Annotated in this window: 20 protein-coding genes; 8 read left to right on the top strand and 12 right to left on the bottom strand. The window is 71.2% G+C overall.

Annotated elements, in window-relative coordinates; all coding sequences use genetic code 11:
- Nucleotides 1-15 precede the first annotated feature (15 nt).
- Together AC0VYL_RS15465 and menB are read right to left on the bottom strand one after the other, a co-directional pair.
- On the bottom strand, nucleotides 16-1002 hold the full coding sequence (locus tag AC0VYL_RS15465; protein ID WP_475480563.1) for an o-succinylbenzoate synthase: 987 nt from the start codon (nucleotides 1000-1002) through the stop codon (nucleotides 16-18).
- A complete protein-coding gene (menB, locus tag AC0VYL_RS15470) occupies nucleotides 999-1838 on the bottom strand; it encodes a 1,4-dihydroxy-2-naphthoyl-CoA synthase (RefSeq protein ID WP_475453655.1) in 840 nt (279 codons plus the stop codon). Before menB ends, AC0VYL_RS15465 begins: the two co-directional genes overlap by 4 nt.
- A gap of 264 nt (nucleotides 1839-2102) precedes the next feature.
- On the opposite strand from menB, the gene AC0VYL_RS15475 reads away from it, so the two are divergent.
- The 3 genes from AC0VYL_RS15475 to AC0VYL_RS15485 all read left to right on the top strand — a co-directional run bounded on the left by AC0VYL_RS15475 (nucleotide 2103) and on the right by AC0VYL_RS15485 (nucleotide 5720).
- Nucleotides 2103-3284, top strand: a complete 1182-nt coding sequence (locus AC0VYL_RS15475) for an AMP-binding protein (protein ID WP_475483522.1) — start codon at nucleotides 2103-2105, stop codon at nucleotides 3282-3284.
- Nucleotides 3285-3814: 530 nt separating this feature from the next.
- Entirely contained in the window at nucleotides 3815-5224 is a 1410-nt protein-coding gene (locus tag AC0VYL_RS15480) for an RNA polymerase sigma factor (protein ID WP_475453657.1), read from the top strand.
- Nucleotides 5225-5366: 142 nt separating this feature from the next.
- Nucleotides 5367-5720 (top strand): hypothetical protein, encoded by a 354-nt coding sequence (locus AC0VYL_RS15485; protein ID WP_475453659.1) that lies wholly within the window; start codon nucleotides 5367-5369, stop codon nucleotides 5718-5720.
- A 124-nt stretch (nucleotides 5721-5844) separates the two neighbouring features.
- On the opposite strand, the gene AC0VYL_RS15490 is transcribed toward AC0VYL_RS15485, so the two are convergent.
- From AC0VYL_RS15490 to AC0VYL_RS15505, 4 genes are all read right to left on the bottom strand, one after another.
- Entirely contained in the window at nucleotides 5845-6264 is a 420-nt protein-coding gene (locus AC0VYL_RS15490; protein WP_475480564.1) for a hypothetical protein, read from the bottom strand.
- Nucleotides 6265-6332: 68 nt separating this feature from the next.
- Nucleotides 6333-6515 (bottom strand): hypothetical protein, encoded by a 183-nt coding sequence (locus AC0VYL_RS15495; RefSeq protein WP_475453663.1) that lies wholly within the window; start codon nucleotides 6513-6515, stop codon nucleotides 6333-6335.
- 472 nt (nucleotides 6516-6987) lie between these two features.
- Nucleotides 6988-7368, bottom strand: a complete 381-nt coding sequence (locus tag AC0VYL_RS15500; RefSeq protein WP_475453665.1) for a GntR family transcriptional regulator — start codon at nucleotides 7366-7368, stop codon at nucleotides 6988-6990.
- A gap of 231 nt (nucleotides 7369-7599) precedes the next feature.
- Entirely contained in the window at nucleotides 7600-7986 is a 387-nt protein-coding gene (locus AC0VYL_RS15505; protein WP_475480565.1) for a hypothetical protein, read from the bottom strand.
- Nucleotides 7987-8144: 158 nt separating this feature from the next.
- Here AC0VYL_RS15505 and AC0VYL_RS15510 point away from each other — a divergent pair, with 158 nt between their 5' ends.
- Nucleotides 8145-8786 (top strand): TetR/AcrR family transcriptional regulator, encoded by a 642-nt coding sequence (locus tag AC0VYL_RS15510; RefSeq protein ID WP_475480566.1) that lies wholly within the window; start codon nucleotides 8145-8147, stop codon nucleotides 8784-8786.
- A 4-nt stretch (nucleotides 8787-8790) separates the two neighbouring features.
- Here AC0VYL_RS15510 and AC0VYL_RS15515 read toward each other — a convergent pair whose 3' ends face one another.
- Both AC0VYL_RS15515 and AC0VYL_RS15520 read right to left on the bottom strand, forming a co-directional pair.
- On the bottom strand, nucleotides 8791-10605 hold the full coding sequence (locus AC0VYL_RS15515) for an ABC transporter ATP-binding protein (protein WP_475480567.1): 1815 nt from the start codon (nucleotides 10603-10605) through the stop codon (nucleotides 8791-8793).
- A gap of 13 nt (nucleotides 10606-10618) precedes the next feature.
- The gene (locus AC0VYL_RS15520) at nucleotides 10619-11632 is read right to left on the bottom strand and encodes an ABC transporter permease (RefSeq protein ID WP_475480568.1); all 1014 of its coding nucleotides are present in this window, start codon (nucleotides 11630-11632) and stop codon (nucleotides 10619-10621) included.
- 249 nt (nucleotides 11633-11881) lie between these two features.
- Between AC0VYL_RS15520 and AC0VYL_RS15525 the strand changes: the two genes are divergently transcribed.
- Together AC0VYL_RS15525 and AC0VYL_RS15530 are read left to right on the top strand one after the other, a co-directional pair.
- Entirely contained in the window at nucleotides 11882-12253 is a 372-nt protein-coding gene (locus AC0VYL_RS15525; protein WP_475480569.1) for a hypothetical protein, read from the top strand.
- 175 nt (nucleotides 12254-12428) lie between these two features.
- Nucleotides 12429-12743 carry a transcriptional regulator gene (locus AC0VYL_RS15530; RefSeq protein ID WP_475483523.1) on the top strand — a complete coding sequence of 105 codons (315 nt, stop codon included), beginning with the start codon at nucleotides 12429-12431 and terminating at the stop codon, nucleotides 12741-12743.
- Between the two features lie 70 nt (nucleotides 12744-12813).
- Here the strand turns inward: AC0VYL_RS15530 and AC0VYL_RS15535 are convergent, their stop codons facing one another.
- The 4 genes from AC0VYL_RS15535 to AC0VYL_RS15550 form a co-directional block, all read right to left on the bottom strand.
- On the bottom strand, nucleotides 12814-14619 hold the full coding sequence (locus AC0VYL_RS15535; protein ID WP_475480570.1) for an ABC transporter substrate-binding protein: 1806 nt from the start codon (nucleotides 14617-14619) through the stop codon (nucleotides 12814-12816).
- 97 nt (nucleotides 14620-14716) lie between these two features.
- Nucleotides 14717-15742: an ABC transporter permease gene (locus tag AC0VYL_RS15540; RefSeq protein WP_475480571.1), complete on the bottom strand. Its 1026-nt coding sequence runs from the start codon at nucleotides 15740-15742 to the stop codon at nucleotides 14717-14719.
- Between the two features lie 80 nt (nucleotides 15743-15822).
- Nucleotides 15823-17031: an amidohydrolase gene (locus tag AC0VYL_RS15545; protein ID WP_475480572.1), complete on the bottom strand. Its 1209-nt coding sequence runs from the start codon at nucleotides 17029-17031 to the stop codon at nucleotides 15823-15825.
- A 35-nt stretch (nucleotides 17032-17066) separates the two neighbouring features.
- Nucleotides 17067-18380 (bottom strand): DUF3100 domain-containing protein, encoded by a 1314-nt coding sequence (locus tag AC0VYL_RS15550; protein ID WP_475453695.1) that lies wholly within the window; start codon nucleotides 18378-18380, stop codon nucleotides 17067-17069.
- 235 nt (nucleotides 18381-18615) lie between these two features.
- On the opposite strand from AC0VYL_RS15550, the gene AC0VYL_RS15555 reads away from it, so the two are divergent.
- Together AC0VYL_RS15555 and AC0VYL_RS15560 are read left to right on the top strand one after the other, a co-directional pair.
- Entirely contained in the window at nucleotides 18616-20106 is a 1491-nt protein-coding gene (locus AC0VYL_RS15555) for a chlorohydrolase family protein (protein ID WP_475480573.1), read from the top strand.
- A gap of 29 nt (nucleotides 20107-20135) precedes the next feature.
- Nucleotides 20136-20819 (top strand): GntR family transcriptional regulator, encoded by a 684-nt coding sequence (locus AC0VYL_RS15560; RefSeq protein WP_475453699.1) that lies wholly within the window; start codon nucleotides 20136-20138, stop codon nucleotides 20817-20819.
- The last annotated feature ends 32 nt before the right edge of the window (nucleotides 20820-20851 follow it).

Genomic DNA, 20851 nt, shown 5'->3' on the forward strand with positions numbered 1-20851 from the left:
GCGCCCCGTCGGTGGTCAGGACGGGTCGGAGGGGGTCCGTCCCGCCGCCTCGGCGGCCTCGGCCCGTGCGCGCCAGGCACCCGGATCGATCTCGACCGCCGCCAGCGCCGCCTCGTCCACCACGGCCGGACGGACCGGGAGGAACCCGTCCACGGGCAGCAGCGGCTCGGCGGTGACGTCGGCGTTCAGCATCTGCATGGTCGCCAGCCCGCAGGCGTAGGGGAGCTCGGGCAGGCAGGCGGCCAGGGCCACCCCCGCGGCCAAGCCCACCGACGTCTCCACGGCGCTGGACACCACCACCGGAAGCCCACAGGCCTCCGCCACCCTCAGCGCGGCGCGGACGCCGCCCAGGGGCTGCACCTTGAGGACGACGATGTCCGCCGCCTCGGAGGCGCGCACGCGAATCGGGTCCTCCGCACGGCGGACGGACTCGTCGGCGGCCACCGGCACGTCGACCCGGCGGCGGACGGCCGCCAGCTCGTCCAGGGTCGCGGAGGGCTGCTCCACGTACTCCAGGTCGAACCGGTCCAGCTCGCGGGTCATCCGCACGGCGGTGTCCACGTCCCAGGCACCGTTGGCGTCCACCCGCACCCGGCCGGTGGGGCCGATCGCGGAGCGGACCGCCTCGACCCTGGCCACGTCCTCGCGCCAGTCCTGGCCCTTCTCCGCGACCTTGACCTTGGCCGTGGCGCAACCGCCCGCCGAAACGATCGCGGCGGCGCGTTCGGGGTCCACGGCGGGCACGGTCACGTTGACGGCGACCCGGTCGCGCACGGGCTCCGGCCAGCGGCGGTGGGCCGCCTCATGGCAGGCGGCCCACCAGCGGGAGGCCTCGCGCGGCCCGTACTCCGCGAAGGGCGAGAACTCGCCCCACCCGGCGGGGCCGCGCACCAGCATTCCCTCACGGACCGTGATGCCCCGGAAGCGGTTGCGCAGGCCGATGGCGAAGGCCCGCCCCCCGGCGGCGGTCACCGCCGGGGCAGGCTCCGAGGCGCCGGTCACGGGCGACGCGGGAACTTGTCGAACTCCGGACGGCGCTTCTCCTTGAAGGCGTCCCGACCCTCCTGGGCCTCTTCGCTCATGTAGTAGAGCATCGTGGCGTCACCGGCGAACTGCTGCATCCCGGCGGCGCCGTCGCTCACGGCGTTGATGGCGCCCTTGAGCATGCGCAGCGCCAGCGGGGACTTGTCCAGCATCTCGCGGGCCCAGGAGACGGTCTCCTTCTCCAGGTCCGCCAGCGGCACGACGGTGTTGACCATGCCCATGTCCAGCGCCTCCTGGGCGCTGTACTGGCGGCACAGGTACCAGATCTCGCGGGCCTTCTTCAGACCGACGGTCTCCGCGAGCAGCCAGGCGCCGTAGCCGCCGTCGAAGGAGCCGACCTTGGGGCCGGTCTGGCCGAACTTGGCGTTGTCGGCGGCGATGGTGAGGTCGCAGCAGACCTGGAGGACGTTGCCGCCGCCGATGGACCACCCGGCGACCATGCAGATCACGGGCTTGGGCAGGCGGCGGATCTGCACCTGGAGGTCGAGCACGTTGAGGCGGCCGATGCCCTGCTGGGCCACGGCGTCGTCGCCGATGTAGCCGTCGTCGCCACGGATCTTCTGGTCGCCGCCGGAGCAGAACGCCTGGTCACCGGCGCCGGTGAAGATGATCACGCCGACGCTGGAGTCGTCCCGGGCGATGCCGAACGCCGTCTGGAGCTCGAAGAGCGTCTGGGGGCGGAACGCGTTGTGCCGCTCGGGGCGGTTGATCGTGATCTTGGCGATGCCCTCCGCGGTCTCGTAGATGATGTCGGAATACTCGCCCGACCGCTGCCAGTCGATCACGCTGCTCACGGCTTCTGCTTCTCCTCACGGGGATGGGGACGGTGTGGGCGCGGCCGGGGTGGCCGTCGCGCCCAGACGTCAACCCTACGCATTGTGCCAGGCGAGCCGGGACGGGCAGGCACGCACCCGGCGCCCGGCCCCGCCGGACGCCCCCTCTCCCGGTCGGGCGTACGCTGGAGCACCGTGGCACAAGCAAGCGAACCCCGGTCCCAGGTCCCCGGCCGCGAGGACGAACGCGTCCTCCAGGCGGTACGCGGTCTGACCCCCGCCCACATGCACGAGCTGCTCGCGCGGGCGTTGGACGGGACCGGACCCGCGCTGCTGCCCATCCCCGACGGCACCCCCGCTCCGCGTGCCGAGGCGCTGCTGACCGCCATGCGGCCCTCGTCGCTGCGCACCCCCGACGGCGTGACCGACCTGCCCGACGGCACCCCCGTGGGCCCGGACGCGGCGCTGGTGGTCACCACCTCGGGTTCGACGGGTGAGCCCAAGGGCGTGGAGCTGTCCGCGACCGCCCTGCGCGCCTCGGCCCGCGCCTCCGTCGCCCGGATCGGCGCCGCACCGGGCGACCGCTGGCTGTGCGTGCTCCCCGCCGGGCACATCTCCGGCATCCAGGTGATGATCCGCGCCCTGGTCACCGGGGGCGAGGTGGTGCACGCCCCGTTCGACACCGACGCGGTCGCGGAGCTGGCGCGCGAACTGCGTCCGCACGTGTCGCTGGTCCCCACCCAGCTGCGTCGACTGCTGGCGGCCGGAGCCGACCTGTCGGCGTTCGGCACGATCCTGCTCGGCGGCGCGGCGGCCGAGCCCTCCCTCCTGGACGCGGCCCGCGCCGCGGGCGGTCGGGTGGTGACCACCTACGGCATGAGCGAGACCTGCGGCGGGTGCGTGTACGACGGCGTGCCGCTGGACGGGGTCGAGGTCCGGATCTCCGGCGCCGAGCCCGGTGAACCCGGCCGGATCGTGCTGGGCGGGCCGACCCTGCTCACCGGGTACCGGATGCCGCCGGGTTCGGAGGAGCGGGGGTGGGCCCGGGACGGGGACGGGGCCGGGATGGCCCGCGACGACGCCGGGGCCCCGTGGCTGCGTACCAACGACCTGGGGCGCCTGGACGCCGGGGGACGTCTGCACGTGTTGGGCCGCATGGACGAGGTGGTCAACACCGGCGGTCACAAGGTGGTGCCCGGCCAGGTGAACGCCATCCTGGCCGCCCGCCCCGAGATCGCGGAGTCGGTGGTCGTGGGCCGCCCGGACCCCGAGTGGGGCGAGCGGGTGAGCGCCGTCGTGGTGCCCGCCGACCCCGACGACCCGCCCACGCTGGAACAGCTGCGGGGATGGGTCCGGGAGCGGCTGCCCTCCTACGCCGCCCCCCGGGAGCTGGACCTGCGCTCCGCGCTGCCGATGCTCGCCTCCGGCAAGCCCGACCTCGTCACCCTGCGCCGCCCCGCCCCCTGACCGGTCGAGGGCCGTCCCCCACCCGATCCGCCGCCCCGGATCACCCGGTGCGCGGATTCCTCCCGCCCCCGCTGGTCGGAGCCGGAACACCGCCCCACCGGGGGCCGAGGGCGCGTTTACCGGTGTGGTCCGTACACGTGGGACCCTGGCCCGGGAGACGTTGTCCGGTTGGCGGGGAACTTCCGAAAGCTCCCTGGCGTCTACCTGAGTATCCGGTCTCTTCGGCCCCTCTTCCAAGGAGGTCCGCGGTTGGCGGCAGCCATCGACCCCAACGTCCGCTCCCCTGCGTCCTCCCCCGCGCCCGGAACGCCTGTCGCGCGGCGGTTCTCGCACTCGGACCGAGCGGGCGCCATTACCCGCATGGGTCGGTCCTCCGCCACTCATGGGACAGTGATCCATACCACCCTGTTCGATATCCAATCGAGACAGGGAACATTTGACTCGCCGACACGTTGGACATATTGGCGCGACCAGTCGGCGGGAACCCTCCGCCGCGTGCCACACGTCCTGGAAGGGAGGGAGGTGCCCACATGACGAGCACTGCCCTAGACGCTTCGGGCCCCGAGGCCGAAGTCCCCGACGGCAACGCTCCGACCGAGGGCCGTGCCGCCCACGAGGCTCTGACCGACCTGATCACCCAGGGGCGCGCCCAGGGACACCTGTCCCTCTCAGAACTACGTACCGCTTTCTCCGCGGCCGGAGTCACCTCCAGTGACGGCCGCTCCATCCTGCGTGAACTCACCGAGAACGGGGTCCGGCTCGCCAACGGGGGCGAGGACTCCGCGATGGTGGCCGACCCTGACGCCGAGGACGACGTGCTGGAAAACACTCTCATCGCGACGGTACCCGACACCGACGAGGCACCCAAGGCCGCGACCGGCAAGGCCGCCTCGCGCAAGGGCCCCTCCACCCGGAGGAAGGCCCGCACCACGCGGCGCACCAAGAAGACCGAGACCAACCAGAACACCACCGACCCGGAGACCGGCGAGGCCGACCTCGACGACCAGTCACCCGCCATGGGCGACTCGGTCCACACCTACCTCAAGGCGATCGGGCGGCGTCAGCTGCTCACCGCCGAGCAGGAGGTGGACCTGGCCAAGCGGGTCGAGGCCGGACTCTACGCCGAGTACCGGCTCGGACTGCACGGCGAGGTCGACGCGTCCGTGCCCATGGCCGACGCCGAGCGCGACGAGCTGGAGTGGGTGGCCGAGGACGGCCGCAAGGCCAAGTCCCACATGCTGGAGGCCAACCTCCGCCTGGTCGTCTCCGTGGCCAAGAAGTACAGCGACCGCGGCATGTCCCTGCTGGACGTGGTGCAGGAGGGCAACCTCGGCCTCATCCGCGCCGTGGAGAAGTTCGACTACACCAAGGGCTTCAAGTTCTCCACCTACGCCATGTGGTGGATCCGCCAGGCCATCCAGCGCGGGTTCGCGGACTCCGCCCGCACCATCCGCCTGCCCGTGCACGTCCTGGAGCTGCTCAGCAAGGTGAGCCGCCTGGAGCGCGACATGCACCAGGCGCTGGGCCGCGAGCCCACCCCCGAGGAGCTGGGCCTGGAGCTGGACAAGACCCCGGCCCAGATCGAGGAGCTGCTGCGGGTCACCCGCCAGCCGATCAGCCTCGACTCCACCATCGGTGAGGACGGCGAGACCCGCATCGGTGACCTCATCGAGGACGTGGACGCCTCGGAGGCCTCCGAGGTGGTCGACCGCCAGCTCATGGCCGACCAGCTGCGCAACGCCCTGTCGGACCTGGAGCCGCGCGAGGCGACGATCATGTCGCTGCGCTTCGGCCTGATGGACGGCAGGCCGCGCACCCTCGACGAGATCGGCAAGCACCTGGGGCTCACGCGTGAGCGCATCCGGCAGCTGGAGAAGCAGTCGCTGTCCAAGCTGCGCCACCCGAGCCGGGCCCAGCAGCTGCTGGACTTCGCCAGCTGACCGCACCTCGGTGACACACGGGGCCGTTCCCCCCTCGGGAGAACGGCCCCTTCGGCGTGCGGGCTCAGGGACAACCCCGAACTTCCCCTGGTATCCGGGGACGGGAGCGGTCGGCGTACCCGCCCGGTGGGACGATGGGCGGATGACCGACAACCCCCGGCGCCACCAGGACGAGATCGCCGCCGCGCTGCGCGCCAGCCGTGAGCTGGGCCCCGAGTACGACGAGGCGGTCGCGGCCTCCCTGGTCGAGCGTGTGGACGACACCATCGAGGAGCGCGTCAGGTACCACGTGGCGCGCCGGGCCGGAGCCGACGACGCCCGTGTCGGCGTCTCCTCCAACACGGTGCGCATGGTCCTGGCGCTGGTGTGCCTGGGAGTCAGCATCCCCGTCACGGGCATCGTCGCGGCGCTCGTCGGGAGCGCCGTCTCCGTGTTCATGGTGTGGGCGGGCCTGATCGCCTTCTACCTGGTCGCGGTCCTGGGCCTGCGTCGCTGAGCACGCCGCCCGGCTGGGAACGCCTCACGCGTTCGAGGGCGTCCGATCGGGCGCGTGGGACGGGGGCGGACCGCTCCGGTCCCGGCCCCCGTCTCCGTGTCTCGGCTCCGTGGTGCGGCCGCGCCTAGAAACCGCAGGCCGCGAGGATCATGTCGTGCGTCTCGGCGGTCCAGTCCAGGGCGTCGGCCAGTCCGTTGCCCGGGGCGTCGCCGAAGTCCAGTTCCTCCAGGACGGCGTTGACGGCGTCGGCGCGCTCGGTGGCGTCCTCCCGGAGGTCTCCGCGAGCCGCGTTCTCCAGGCGTTCGACGTCCAGCACGTGGGTGTCCAGCACCGCGTAGTGCTCGTCCTGGAACGGGATCCCGTCGACGAGGACGTCGGTCCCGATGCTCTCGGCCGCCAGTTCGACGGCGGAGATGTTGCTCTGGATCTCGGCGCACGCGGCGTCGATCTCGGCCCGGTTCCCCGAACAGGCGGTCAGCGCCAGGGGAACGGCCAGGGCTGCGGTCAGGGACAGGGCACGGGTGAGGATCGGGGGGTGGGACACGGTACTGCTCGTTTCCTTCTCGGGGGATTCGGGGGTTCTGCCGGGGGTCACGTGGTCGCGGGGCGGGGTCAGATCAGCAGCGCGATGACCACCACGAGGACGACCAGGAGGCCGACGACGGCTCCCAGGCATCCCAGCACAGCGCCCAGGCCTCCACCGCGTGGAGCGAACCCGGGGCCGTCGCTGTAGTAGTGGCGGTTCCGGCCGTAGTGCCAGCGGTTCCGGGGACGGTCGCTGTGCGCGGAGCCCACGACGTGGGTGTGTCGGCTCGGCCGCGAGGCACGCGAGGACCTTCGGGATCGCGGGGAGCCCGAACGCGACTGGAACCCGCCGCCGGGGCGCGCGGCACCACCGGAGTTGAAGCCGCCACCGGAGCGGCCGGCCCCTCCACCGCTGCCGCGCGAGTTGAAGCCGCCACCGCGGCGCGAGGCGCCTCCGCGCGAGCTGCCGCCTCCGGAACGGCTCCCTCCGGAACGGCCTCCGCCCGAACGGCCACCGCCGGAGCGGCCTCCGCCCGAACGTCCGCCTGATGATGACCGTCCGCCGCCGGATCTCCTGCTCATCGGGCGCCTCCTTGGGGGTTGTCGTTCACCGCCGCCGGGGGAGGGCGGCGCACCACGACAGTATCGCTGAACGCCCCAGTTCAGGGGGTTTCGGAGGGGTTCAGTCCGATTGCGGTCACCACACGCGGAGGAGGGAACCCCACGGGTCCCCCGTGCGTCGTCAGTGACTGACGCCCGGTGCCCCCTCCAGGGCGGCGCGCAGGATCTCGACGGCCTCCTCGCGCTCCAGCCCGACCCGGGTGATGACCTCGGCGTAGACCCTTGCGGCGGCCAGGGCCTCGGCGCGCTGGTCGTCCCCGGCGGCGGCCACGAAGGTCCCCGAGCGGCCCCGGGTCTCCACGACCCCGGCCTGTTCGAGTTCCCGGTAGGCGCGGGCGACGGTGTTCACCGCGACGGAGAGCTCACCGGCCAGCGCACGGACGGTGGGCAGCCGGTAGCCGACGGGAAGTTCACCGTTGGCCGCCGCGATCGCGACGAGAGCTCTGATCTGTTCGTAGGGCGGAACCTTCGACGTTGGATCAATGCGGATGAAATCCGCCATGTCCTGATGCGCTCCCCACGTGAATCGCCGACCACTCACCCGGCACGGACCGGGCGTTCGTCCAACCTATGCCCACTCGCGACCCTCCACCAACCTCGCTGGGTCACGCTCCGCGCACAGTTCGTCCCACTGGTCACCCTGGGTCAGATCCTCCCCGGTTCTGGGAGGTCGGGGCCCGAACGAGGCGGCCCCACGGGGGTGAGCCGTGGGGCCGCCGGCGCCGACTCCGGGTCAGGCGACCGGCCGGGGCACCCGCTGGATACCGTGCAGCCGGTGCGCCTCCCGGACCGTGAGCAGATGCTCCGCGACCTGCGTGGCCTGCTTGATCTCGGGCCGGGCCAGGCGCTTGCGGCGCCGGATGCGGTCCGTGTAGCCCCTGACCCCGACCAGCACGCGCTCCTGCGCGTAGGCGGCGCGCATGGCCTCGGTGAGGGCGGTGTCGAACCGCACGCCGCGGTCGTGGACCTCCTCGACCGGGGCGTCCTGCTCACGCGCCTCGTCCAGCGCGCGCTCCGCCTCGGCCACCGACCTCAGGAGCTCGGGGAGCCGCTCGGCCCGCTCCTGGTCGTGGGCGAGGTCCTCGCGCGCCTTCGTCCTGTCCTGCTTGCCAAGTCCCATGTCCGCTCTCCGTGGGGAGTACCGTCAGCCGTGTCGAGGCAACTCTATGGGTGACGAAGATCATCGGGCGAGCCGGACCGTGCGTCGGTGGTGGCGTCGCGGTGGCCGACCTGCCAGCTTGGCTCCGTCGACCCCCACGTCCCCCGAAAGGCACCAGAGTGAGCAGGAACTACGCGGGACTGAGCCGCGAGCGCATCATCGTCGAGGCGCTCCACATCATCGCCGGCCGGGGCCTGGGCGGGCTGTCCATGCGCCGTCTGGGCGACGCCCTGGACGTGGAGGCGATGGCGATCTACCACCACTTCCCCAAGGGCAAGGAACAGCTCTTCAACGCGATCGCCGCGTACGTCACCACGGCACGGGTGGTCAGCGGGCTGACGGAGGGCCAGGGACCGCCCGGGGACGCCGACGGCGCGGAGGGTGAGGAGGCGACCGGCACCAACCCCGTCGAGGTCGCCGGGGCGGACGGCCTCCCCTGGGACCGGCGCCTCACCCTCTGGGCCGAGGCCTACCGGGAACGGCTGCTCACCTACTCCGGGGCGCTGTCACTGCTCATGCACCGCGCCCCGCACACCGTGGGTGAGGAGGACACGCGAGCGCTGCTCCACACCGCCCTCACCGAGGCGGGGCTCTCCGAGGACGACGTGCCGCGGGCCTGCGACGCGCTGAACGCCTACTGCCTGGGCGCTGTCGCCCACCAGGTCCGGCACGAGGACCGTGAGGACGCCGCCGACGCGGCCGAGACCCTGGCCGGGTTCCGGTTCGGTCTGCGCGCCCTGCTCACGGGCCTCTCCGGCTGAGCGGTCAGTTCCCCCTCAGCCGCACCCGTTCGCTGCGCAGTTCGCGGGCCTCGTCGGGGTCCAGAACGGGGGCGGCGGTGAGCAGCTGCCTGGTGTAGTCGCTCTGCGGGCTCTCGTAGATGGTGTCACTGTCGCCCAGTTCCACGATCTCGCCCTTGCGCATGACCGCGACGCGGTCGCTGACCTGGCGTACCACCGCGAGGTCGTGGGCGACGAAGACGTAGGTGAGGCCGAAGTCGTCCTGGAGTTCCGAGAGCAGGCGCAGCACCTGGTCCTGGGTGGACACGTCCAGCGCGGACACGGGTTCGTCGCACACGATCAGCCTCGGTTTGAGGATCAGCGCACGGGCGATGGCGATGCGCTGGCGCTGGCCGCCGGAGAACGCGTGCGGGAACCGGTTGTAGTGACCGGGTTCGAGACCGACCCGTTCGAGCAGTTCCTGGACCTGCGAGCGGATCTTCCGGGAGTTTCGCTCTCCCTGGACGCGCAGGGCCGTGCCGATGCTCTCACCGATGGTCAGGCGCGGGTTCAGCGAGGAGTAGGGGTTCTGGAACACCATCTGCACGTCACGGCGGAGCGGACGCAGCCGCCGTTCCGGCAGGTGGGTGATGTCCTGGCCCTCGAACTCCACCGTGCCCTCGGTGGGCTCCAGCAGCCGCATGACCATCCTGGACAGGGTGCTCTTACCCGACCCGGACTCCCCCACGACGCCGAGGGTCTCGCCCTTGTGCAGGTCGAAACTGACGCCCTTGACCGCCCAGAAGTCCGTGGCGCGGCCCCACAGTCCGCCCCGTACCTTGAAACTCTGTGAGACGTCGCGGACGCGCAGGAGCGGGGCGCCCCGCTCCTCCGTCGCGGCGGGCTCGAAGGCGGAGAAGGGAGCCGGTTCCGCCGCCTCGGTGTCGGTGCTCCCGGAGGCCCGGCGCTGTTCCCGCCGCGACCGCTCCGCCCGTTCGGAGCGGTCCCGGGCCCGACGCTCGGCCCGCGAGACCTCCACGCGCGGCACGGCGGCCAGCAGCGCCTGCGTGTAGGGGTGCTCGGGCTCCGCGAGGACACCCCGCACGGAGCCGCGCTCCACCGCTCCGCCCTCGCGCATCACCACGACCTCGTCCACGGATCCCGCGACCACGGCGAGGTCGTGCGAGACCAGGATCAGCGCCATGTCGAGTTCGCGGCGCAGCTCGTCCAGCAGGTCGAGGATCTGGGCCTGCACGGTGACGTCCAAGGCGGTGGTCGGCTCGTCCGCGAGCAGCACCTTCGGGTCGCACATGAGTCCCATGGCGATCAGCACGCGCTGGCGCATGCCGCCGGAGAACTCGTGCGGGTAGGAGTTGATCCGCTTGGCGGGCTCGGGGATGCCGACCTTCTCCAGGGACTCGATCGCCCTGGTGCGGGCCTGGGCCCGGGACACCTGCGGCCGGTGCACGCGCAGCGCCTCGACCAGCTGGTTGCCGATCGTGTACTGCGGGTGCAGCGACTGCATCGGGTCCTGGAAGACCATCGCGATGTCGTTGCCCCGCATGGAGCGCAGTTTCCCGTCGGTGGCGGTGACCACGTCGGTGCCCACGACCTCGATCCCGCCGGTGATCCGCGCCCTGCTGCCCCGGTGCAGGCCCATCAGCGCCAGCGAGGTCACGCTCTTGCCGGAACCCGACTCACCCACGATCCCGAGCGCGCCACCGGCGGGCACCTCGAAGGAGAGACCCTTCACCGCGTGGACGTCGCCGTCCAGGGTCGGGAAGGTGACGTGCAGGTCGTCCACGCGCACGACCGGGGCGGCGGAGGAACCGGCCGGGGACCCTGAAGGGGTTTCGGTCATCGGAAGGCCTCTCTCAGTTGTGGATGCGCACGCGCGGGTCGATGAGCGGGTAGACCAGGTCGACCAACAGGTTGCAGATGACGATGAAGAAGGCGCCGAACAGGGTCACGCCGAGGATGACCGGGAGGTCGCTCTGGGTGATGGCCTGGACCGCGTACCGGCCGATCCCGTTCAGGGAGAAGACCTGTTCGGTCAGGACGGCGCCGCCCAGGACCAGCCCCAGGTCCAGGCCGAAGATGGTGACGATGGGGGTGAGGGTCGGCCGCAGCGCGTGCTTGAGCACGACCTTGCGCTCGCTCAGGCCCTTGGCCCGGGCGGTGCGGATGTAGTCCTCGTTGAGGGTCTCCAGCATGCCCGCACGGGTCTGCCGCGCGTACATGGCCGCGTGCAGGAACGCCAGGGTCAGCCACGGCAGCAGCATGCCCTGGGCCCAGGCGAAGGGGTCCTCGGTGAGGGGAACGTAGCGCGGGGTGGCGAACAGGCCCCAGGCGTGTACCAGGAAGGCCAGGGCGAGCAGACCGGTGAAGAAGATCGGCAGGGAGACCCCGGCCAGCGCGACGCCCATGGCGAGGCGGTCGAAGAGGCTGCCCTTCCACACCGCCGAGATCACGCCGACGGCGACGCCGCCCACCAGCCAGATGACACCCGCGCCGAGGGCCAGCGAGGCGGTCACCGGGAGGCGGGAGATGATCTCGGGGAACACCTCCTGGTAGGTCTGGAACGAGTAGCCGAAGCAGGGGGCGGTGCACTCGATGGTGTCCCGGCCGAACTGGTACTGGGCGCCGAAGAAGATGCCCCGGACGAACTCCCAGAACTGGACCGCGATCGGCTGGTCGAGACCCAGGCGTTCGATGGTCGCCTGGATCGCCTCGGGGGTGGGGGCCCGGCCGACGTACATCGTGGCCAGCTGCTCGGTGGTACGCCCCGCCCACCTGGGCACCACGTAGAAGATGGCGAAGGTGACCATGGTGACCACGGCCAGGAGCAGCAGTCCGGCGCCCAGGCGGCGCAGGATGTAGGTCAGCAAGGCGCGTGCCTTCTCTCGTCAGGGGACAGGGCCGAGGGGCCCGGGTTCGGGGTGGAGGCGATTCCACCCCGAAGCCAAACCGTAACCCATGGCAATCAGACGATCACGCCACGAAGTCGGCGTGTACACGGGGACGCCGACGGCGAACGGGCTGACACACGAGAGACCGTCGACCCACCATGACGGGCTCAGCGGCCGTGTCTCAGGCTCGGACGGCTCTGAGAAGCGCCCTTCTGGCAGAATCCGGACATGACTCCCTTGAGCTTCGCGCTGTGGGGCCTGTTCGGGGCAGCGGCGGTGGAAGGACTACAACTGAATCAGGGAATCCGGAAATACCGACGCTGGCCCTGGAAGTCCTCGAAGGAAGCGGACTTCGGTCCGTGGTGTGTCTCGGCCGTCATCAGACTGTCCATCGGCGGCGGGCTCGCGGTGGCGGCCGGATCGGCGGAGCAGGTCTCGGGGCCCTTCGGGGCGCTGGCGATCGGTGTTGCGGCGCCCTACATCATCGAGCAGCTCCAGCGCTCGGCACAGCAGAGCCACGCCGCTCAGGAGATCGCCCGAAGGTACGACGACTCTCTCAGGGATCTCACGCCCGGAGAGGAGGACGACCGTGCCCAGTAGGGAAAGAGAATCGTTCGCCACCCAGGTGTGGAAGGCGCTCGGAAGGAACCCCCTCCCAGTAAGAACCGAGGAAGGGGCCAGCGAGGCGATCGCCGCGCTGAGCGACACGGACCTGCGGGTCCTCCACGAACTGACCAAGGGATTCACCACCGAGATGTCGGCGAGGAATCTCGGCATGAGCCCGAGGTCGTTCCGCAGGAGGGTCTTCGACATTCTCCGTCGGCTCGACGTGAACACCCCCATCGAGGCCGTCGTCCTGGTCGAGAGGGAACGGCACGGGAAACCGGCGCCGAACGACGCCGGTCTCTCGGACGAGGACGTCGAGCTGCTCGCGGAGATCGCGACCGGTGTCACCAGCGAGGTGGCCGCGCGACACCTCGACACCGACGCGAGAACACTGCGCCGCCGCATCCGCCATGTCTGTGAGGTCCTCGACGTGAACACCCCCATCGAGGCCATCGTCTGGGCGGCGCGGCGTCGGCTGATCTAGCGCGGTCGTCCTTCGCACAGGGAGACGGCGGCCCCTCCCCCGGAGGAACCGCCGCCGTGCCCGGGGCCCGCTAGTTGTTGCCGGTGCCCAGGGACATGTAGTCGTACATCGAGTAACCCGCGTGGTAGTACACGTTGGTCAGGTTCGAGGGACGGTAGAGCACCGTCCGCTCGAACACGGCGGGCAGGATCGGGGCCTGCTCCATCGCCCGCTCGTCGATCCTCGTGTAGATCTCCGCGCGCTCGTCCGGGTCGGAGACCGCGACGACCTCGTCGAACCAGTCGTTGATCTGCGGGTCGTCGATCTCGGCGATGTTCGAGTTTCCGGCCTGCTGGATGGCGTCGCCGTCCAGGATCTTGCTCATGAACCCGTAGCCGCTGGCCCAGTCCGGCGCCCAGCCGTACACGGTCAGCCCGAGGTCGTTGTCGGCCACGAAGGACGGCGAGCCCGCCTGGGTGTTGGTGTAGGTGTCGGACGGGTACTGCTTGATCTCCGTGTCGATGCCCACCCGGGCCAGGGCCTGCTGGAGCGCCTCGGCGGTGCTGACGTCCGAGGGCCGGTCGGCGCGGGCGCCGATGGCGGTGGAGAAGCCGTCCGGCTGGCCGCACTCCTCCAGCTTCTGCCGGGCCTTGTCCAGGTCGCCCTTGTTCCCCTCGGACGGGTAGGGGTCGAAGCTCGGGTCGGCGCCGGGCAGCGCTCCGGGCATGATCTGGGTGGCGACGTCACCGCCGGTGTCGCCGCCCCAGGCGCGCTGGAGGGCGTCCCGGTCGGCCGCGTACATGATCGCCTGGCGGCAGGCCAGGTTGTCCAGCGGTTCCATGACGGTGTTGATGTTGACGTAGCGCAGGGTGTTGGTCTGCGGGTTGTCGACGTTGTGGCGCTGGCCCTCGTCGGTGATGACGGTGCCCTTCATCGCCGGGCCGACACCGGCCCCGGCGAGGTCCACGTCCAGCTCGCCGTTGACCAGCCGCTGGTCGATCTCGTTCTGGTCGACGCCCAGCTCCACCTCGACGCGGTCCGGCAGCGCCTTGCGGGTGGGGTCGGTGGAGGCGTCCCACTGGTCGTTGCGCTCCAGGTTCAGGGAGACGCCCGGCCGGTAGTCCCCGTCGAACTTGTAGGGCCCGGAGGAGAGCACGTGGCTCTGGTACTGCTCGCCCCGGTCGGCGTCGGCGGGCACCGGCGCGGTCTGCGGCTGGAGGAGCACGTAGGGGAACTCGGAGAAGCTCTCCTTGAGGTGGAAGACCAGGGTGTGGTCGTCCGGGGTCTCGATCCCGTCGAACCCGGCCAGCGGGTCGCCCTCGTCCGCGTAGGGGCCCTCGTAGTCGTCGCTGTCGGCCAGCAGCCCCTGGAAGTACTTGGGGCCGTTGGGCAGCGCCTGGTCTCCGAAGTTGCTGCGCGCGATGGCGTACTTGACGTCCTCGGCGGTGATCTCCGAGCCGTCCTCGTACTTCAGGCCCGGTTTGATGCGCACGGTCCACTCGGTGGAGTCCTCGTTGCCCTCGGGCATCGCCTCGGCCAGGTCGGGCTGGAGTTCGATGCCCTCCTCCCCGGGCGCCTCGGTGTAGGTGAGCAGCGTGCGCGCGTAGTAGCGGGAGAAGTTCCAGCTGAACGCGTAGTAGGTGTTGCCCGGGTCGGGTGAGTCGAAGTCGGAGGAGATGGCGTAGCGCAGGGTTCCGCCGCTCTGGTCGGAGGGGTTGACGATGGTGGTCTCGCCCTCGTTGAACTCGGCGTCGGACTGCCCGCCGCCTCCGCCCCCGTCTCCCCCGCAGGCGGCCAGGAGCACCGCCATGGCGGTGCCCACGGCCACGGGTGCGGCGGCTCGTCGGAACGCGCCGCGCCGGGGCGGTTGCTGGCGCGTGGAGTGATGGGTGGTCACCTGGGCCTCCTGGTCGGTTCGCTGGTGGGGCCGTGCGGCGCACGGCCCCGGCCGAGGGGTCTCGGCTGGACTCTGGGGGCCGGCGGCCCCGTGGACGTCAGTCGGAGGAGCGCGGGTCGAAGGCGTCGCGCAGTCCGTCCCCGAAGAGGTTGAAGGCGAGGACGGTGACGAAGATGGCCAGACCCGGGATGATCACGAAGTGCGGCGAGGTGGTGTAGAAGCGCAGGGCGTTCTCCAACATGCCGCCCCAGGTGGCCATGGGCGGGTTGATGCCCACGCCCAGGAAGCTCAGGGCCGCCTCGAAGAGGATGTTCGTGGGGATGAGCAGGGTGGAGTAGACGAGGATCGGCGTGACCAGGTTGGGCAGGATCTCGCGGAAGACGATGTGGGTGCTGCCCGCTCCGAGGCTGCGCGCGGCCTCGACGAACTCGCGTTCCTTGAGGGTGAGGGTCTGTCCGCGCACGATCCGGCCGATGTAGGGCCAGTTGAAGAAGCCGATGATGAACACCAGGACGCCGATGCGCAGGTTGTTGCCGGACAGGCCGAAGGCGCCGTCGGGGATGACGCCGACCAGGGCGATGGCGAAGAGCAGCAGCGGGAAGGCGAGGAAGATGTCCATGGTGCGGCTGATGACGACGTCCACCCAGCCGCCGAAGTACCCGGCGAGGATGCCCAGGACGGTCCCGATGACCACGCACACCACGGTGGCGACGGTGGCGACCAGGAGTGAGGTGCGGGCTCCGTAGACGATGCGGCTGAACAGGTCGCGGCCGTTGACCGGTTCCACGCCCAGGAGGTGCTGGGCGCTGATCCCGCCCCAGGGGTCGAGGCCCTGGGCGGGGTCGTCCGGGTCGCGCAGGACCCCGCCGGTGAGCGGGTCGACCAGGCCCTGGTTGAACTGGTTGGGCGGGTGGCCGAACCAGGCGGTGAGCAGGGGCGCGCAGATCGCGACGAGGATGAGCAGGACGACCACGATCCCGCCGGTCATGCCGACCCTGTCCTTGCGGAAGCGCTGCCAGGCGATCTGGCGCAGGGAACGGCTGGCGGCGTTCCTGGCCCCCGCGACGACCGCCTCTGGCTCGGCGTGCTGGGACGACTCAGGCACGTCCATCGGCGCGGTCATCTACCCCTGCCTCCCGCTGTCTCTGCGTGTAGCCACACATTGGTGTCAATGTGTGGCTACTTGACTACGCAGAGTTTGCACTAGCGGAGTGGGGCGTTTCCACCTTCCGCGCCGACGAGGACACCGTCACGGGCGACGACGGTTCCGGACCTGATCACGAGGTCCCGCCCCGGCACCTTGGCGACCGCCTCGGCCGCCGACCGGGCGTCGACGACCACGAAGTCGGCGGGCCCGCCCACGTGCAGACCGTGGTCCTCGATCCCGAGCACGCGGGCGGCGTTGGTCGTCACGGTGTCCAGTGCGAGCAGCAGCTCGTCGTCGCAGCGGCTGGAGTTGCGGTAGGCGATGAGCATGGCCCGGCGCAGCATGTCTCCGTCCCCGAAGGGCCCCCACAGATCGTTGATGCCGTCGGTGCCGCCGGCCAGGAGCACGCCGTGTTCCGCGCAGGCCCTCAGCGGTGGCACCGGCGCGTCGTACACCGCCGCGTTCACCAGGGCCACGCCCGCCTCGGCGAACCGTTCGAGCAGGCCCGCCTGGGTCGGCGGGTGCGCGATCCCGAAGGCGTGGGAGACCGCCACACGGCCGCCCAGGTCGTACTCCCGGGTCATGCGGGCGATCAGGCCCATCTCCCAGGCGCCGAGCGACCCGCCGTCGTGCAGGTGGATGTCGATACCGGTGCCCGTGGAGGCGGCGAGGTCGAAGACGGCCTCCAGGTGGGCGTTGGGGGCGTCGTCGAACCCGGCGGGGTCGAGTCCGCCGATCACCGAGGCCCCGGCCTCCACGGCGTCGCGCAGGAGGGGGAGCGTGCCCGGGTTGGTGATGAGCCCGCCCTGGGGGAAGGCCACCTGCTGGATGTCGATCACGCCCTGGTAGCGGTCGGCGACCTCCGCGACGGTGGTGATCCCCCGGAGGCCGACACCGGGGTCGACGTCCGTGTGCGTGCGCAGGTGCGTGGTGCCCGCCGCGACCATCGTCTCCACCAGCGACGAGACGTACTCCCGCGCGGGCAGGCCGTGGGTGTCCCGGTGGCGCCGCTCGTGCGCGACGCGTTCGGCCACCGTCTCCACCTGCGGGGCGGAGACCCACGGGCCGCCGTGGAGGGTCTTGTCGATGTGGGCGTGGGCGTTGACCAGTCCGGGCAGGACGGTCCGGCCCGCCGCGTCGATGTCGTCGTCGCCCGGGGCTCCCACGCCGGGAGACTCCTCGATCGCGGTGATCCGTCCGCCCTCGGTGACGATGGTGACCGGCTCTTCCCGGCCGGGCAGGACGGCGTTGGTGACGCGCGGCATGCGGGGTTCCCTTCGGTGTCCGCTCGGTTCGGGGATCAGAGGTGGATGAACAGCTCGGCCAGCGTGGCGGAGGCGACGATGGTGGTGGTGAAGGTCAGCACGGCCGCGACGACGATCTTCCAGCTCAGCTGTGAGAACGCCTCGCGGTCCCGGCCCATCGTCATGCCGACGAGGGCCAGCTGCGGCAGGCCGATCAGCAGCACGTTCAGGTTCTGCACGAGGTCCGCGATCACCCCGGCGACCGGCGAGACCGGCGTCGTCACGATCGTGGCGATCGCCAGGACCCACACCGTGGCCGGGATGGCCTTCACCTTGCGGGACAGGAGGATGGCGATCCCGGTCATCGCCAGCAGCACCACGATGCCCGCGACGTCACGCGGGTGGAACGCGCCGGTGCCCAGCCAGTTGAGCAGCAGCCCCGCCGCACCGGCGAAGACGTAGCCCGCGACGCCCGGACGCCAGCCCCGGGGGATGTCCGGATCGCGCGGACGCTCGACCAGGGTCGACTCGCCGTCCGCGGCCTCCTTCGACCGCACGGAGGCGTCGCCCTCGGGGATCTGCCCGCGAGCGACCAGCTTCGCCTCCTCGATCTCCGGGGCGGGGCGGCGGAAGACGCGGCACCAGAAACCGTAGAGACGGCGCGCGGCGGGCAGGCCGATGAACACGCCCGCGTAGAAGCCGACGATGTTGGTGACCAGGTTGGACAGGGCGGCCAGGGCGGCGATCTCGGCGGCCTGGTCGGGGTAGAGCAGTGCCAGGGCGCCCACCCCGCCGAGCATCATCGACGTGGAGCCGACGCCGAGCGCCAGGGCCAGCGAGAGCGGGTTGTACAGGCCGGTGCCGCCCAGGACACCGGTGATCAGGGAGATGAAGACGGCGCCGAACATCGAACCGATGATCCAGACGCCGAACACGCCCCGGTACTCGGGCGAGGAGGTCCCGAACCGGTCGATGGCGTAGGCGAGGTAGGACTCCCGGTCGATCGCCCAGGTGGCGCCGATCGCCGCGCGTCCCATGCCGAGCAGGACCGCGATGGGCAGCGCGAGGATGATCGTGCCGAAGAGCTGGCCCACCTCCTGCATGAGCAGAGCCGGTCCGACCTGTTCGACCATGCCGATCGACGGGCCGATGCCGGTGCCGAGCAGCGCGAGGAAGAGGACCATGCCGACCGGGATCAGGGCCTCGCCCGCGGACCGGGTGCCGCCGCGCAGCGGCCGCCACCGCTGGAGGCCGACGACGGCGCCCATCAGCACCACCCAGACCAGGGGAAACAGCACGATCGCGGCGGGCCCGACCCGGAACTTGTGTTCTCCGACCAGTACGGCCACGACACTGATCAGCACGCTCACACCGATGGCGGTAACCCAGTCACCGCGACCGACCGAACCGCGGTTCGACACGTCTCCGTGCGTCTCCGCTTGCTGCCTTCTTGCCCTCATCTGGGATACCAATCAGTGAGCCGCTGAATTTTCGAGGAGCTTATGGTTACGGCAAAACCGCTGTCAAGAGCGTTATCGACCCAATTTCGGTACGCCTTACGAACACGCCGATCCCGCCCCCAAAAGTGCGTGGTATACAAGTTTCATGGATCAGGTAATCAGAGCACGTTACGTGCTGGCGCATTCCGAGGGTTCCCACGTCTGGCTGAGGGACGGCTACGTCGCCCACTCCGACGGCGTCGTCACCGAGGTGGGCACCGGAACGCCGGAATCGACCGCGCCCGTCCTGGACCTGGGCGACACGATCCTCACCCCCGGTCTGATCGACCTGGACGCCCTGGTGGACATCGACCACCTCATCCTCGACGCCCACCACGACCCGGAGCACGCCCGCTCCCTGGTCGGCTCCGTCGAGCACTGGCGCGACCGCCCCCGCGACGTGCTCACCCCCGAACAGCGCGACACCCTGCGCCGGTTCGGGCTCGCGCAGCTCGCCCTGCACGGCGTCACCACCTACATGCCGATCGCCTCGGAGATCCACCTGGAGTGGAACGAGTCCGCGGACGAGCTGCGCCACCTGGCGGACCTGACCCGCGCGTGGGGCCTGCGCGGCTACCTGGGCCCCTCGTACCGGTCCGCGGTGGGCGCCGTCGCCGACGGTGAGCGCACCTTCGTCGAGAACCCCGAACGCGGCGAGTCCGGCCTGGACGAGGCCCTGCGCTTCGCGGACGAGCTCTCCGAGCGCGACGACGACCTGGTCCGGCCGGTCCTCCTCCCCTGCCGTATCGAGACGCTCACCCCCGAACTGTTGGAGCGCACGGCGCGGGAGGCCACCGAGCGCGGCCTCCTCGTGCGCCTGCACTCCCTCCAGCAGCCGTGGGAGCGCCAGGTGATCATCGAGCGCCACGGCCTCACCCCGCTGGACCTGATCGAGCGGACCGGCCTCCTCAACGACCGGCTGCTCATCCCCCACGCCCTGTGGACCGACCGGAACTCGAAGCTGACCGGCCCGAACGGCGTCGACCTCACCCGTCTGGCCACCGCAGGCGTCAGCGTGATCCACTGCCCCCTGACCACCTTCCGGTACGGGGACATGCTGGAGACCTTCAACGACTTCCTGGACGCCGGGGTCACGATGGCGCTCGGCACCGACTCCTTCCCGCCCGACCTCGTGCGCGGCATGGACGTGGGCCTCCATGCCTCGCGCCTGCTCCACGGCCACGGCGCCGTCAGCCTGAGCGGTTACATGGAGGCGGCGACCCTGGGCGGCGCCGCCGCGCTCAAGCGCCCCGACCTCGGGCGTCTGGAGGCCGGCGCGAGCGCCGACATGACCGCGTTCTCCCTGGACGACTTCCGCGACGGCGTCGTGGAGGACCCCCTGCGAACCCTGGTACTCAACGGCACCGCCCGCAACGCCACCCACACCTTCGTGGCCGGGCGGCCCGTGGTGCGGGACGGGCGGATCGACGGGGTGGACCTGGACGAGCTCAGGAACCAGGCGCAGGAGGTGTTCGAGGAACTCCGGCGCGGCTACAGTGAGCGGGACGGCCTCCACCGCCCGGTCGGGGCCCTCTTCCCCCCGACGTTCCCGGTTCGCGGTTCCGAGCCCCGGGACGCCGCTTCCGGCCGGGGGTGAACCAGGCGCACACGGCGGGAACGGGTCTCATGACACGGACATCAGGCGGGTCGGCCCCTCTGACAGAGGCGGCCGAGGTCGCCATCCGTGAGGGGATCATCTCCGGCCGGTACGCACCGGGGGCACGGCTGCGCGAACGCGAGCTCTCGGAGGAGCTGGGCGTGTCCCGGCTCCCGGTGCGCGAGGCGCTGCGCAACCTCAGGCACGACGGCTTCATCATGACCAGCGCCCACAAGGGCGCGACCGTGCGGACCATGTCCCCCTCGGGGGTGGACGAGCTCTTCGACCTGCGGATCAGGCTCGAACCCTTCGCCGCCGAGCGGGCGGCCCAGCAGTACTCCGAGGGGCACGTGCACGCCGGTCTGGCGGCCGCGATGGAGGCGACCGCCGAGGCCACCGAGACGGGCTCACTGGACCACATCATGACCGCCAACGCGGACTTCCACGCGCAGGTGGTGGAGGCCGCCGGTCACGAACTGCTGTCCGAGCTCATGGCACCGATCCTCTCCCGCTCCCGCTGGCTGTTCGCCCTGACGGCCTTCCGCGACCCCCACCTGGAGTTCCAGGCGCACCACGAGATCTACGCGGCGGTCAGCACCGGCAACGCCCGGCTCGCGCGACTGACCATGGCCGCGCACATCGAGGCCGGGCGCGGTCCCTCGCTGCTGGCGGTCGGCCCCGGGACCCCCGAGGACGGGACCCCCGAGGAGTAGCCGTCCCCGGGACTCCGGCGGACACCGGGTTC

It is taken from the genome of Nocardiopsis sp. iso_238, assembly GCF_056173325.1.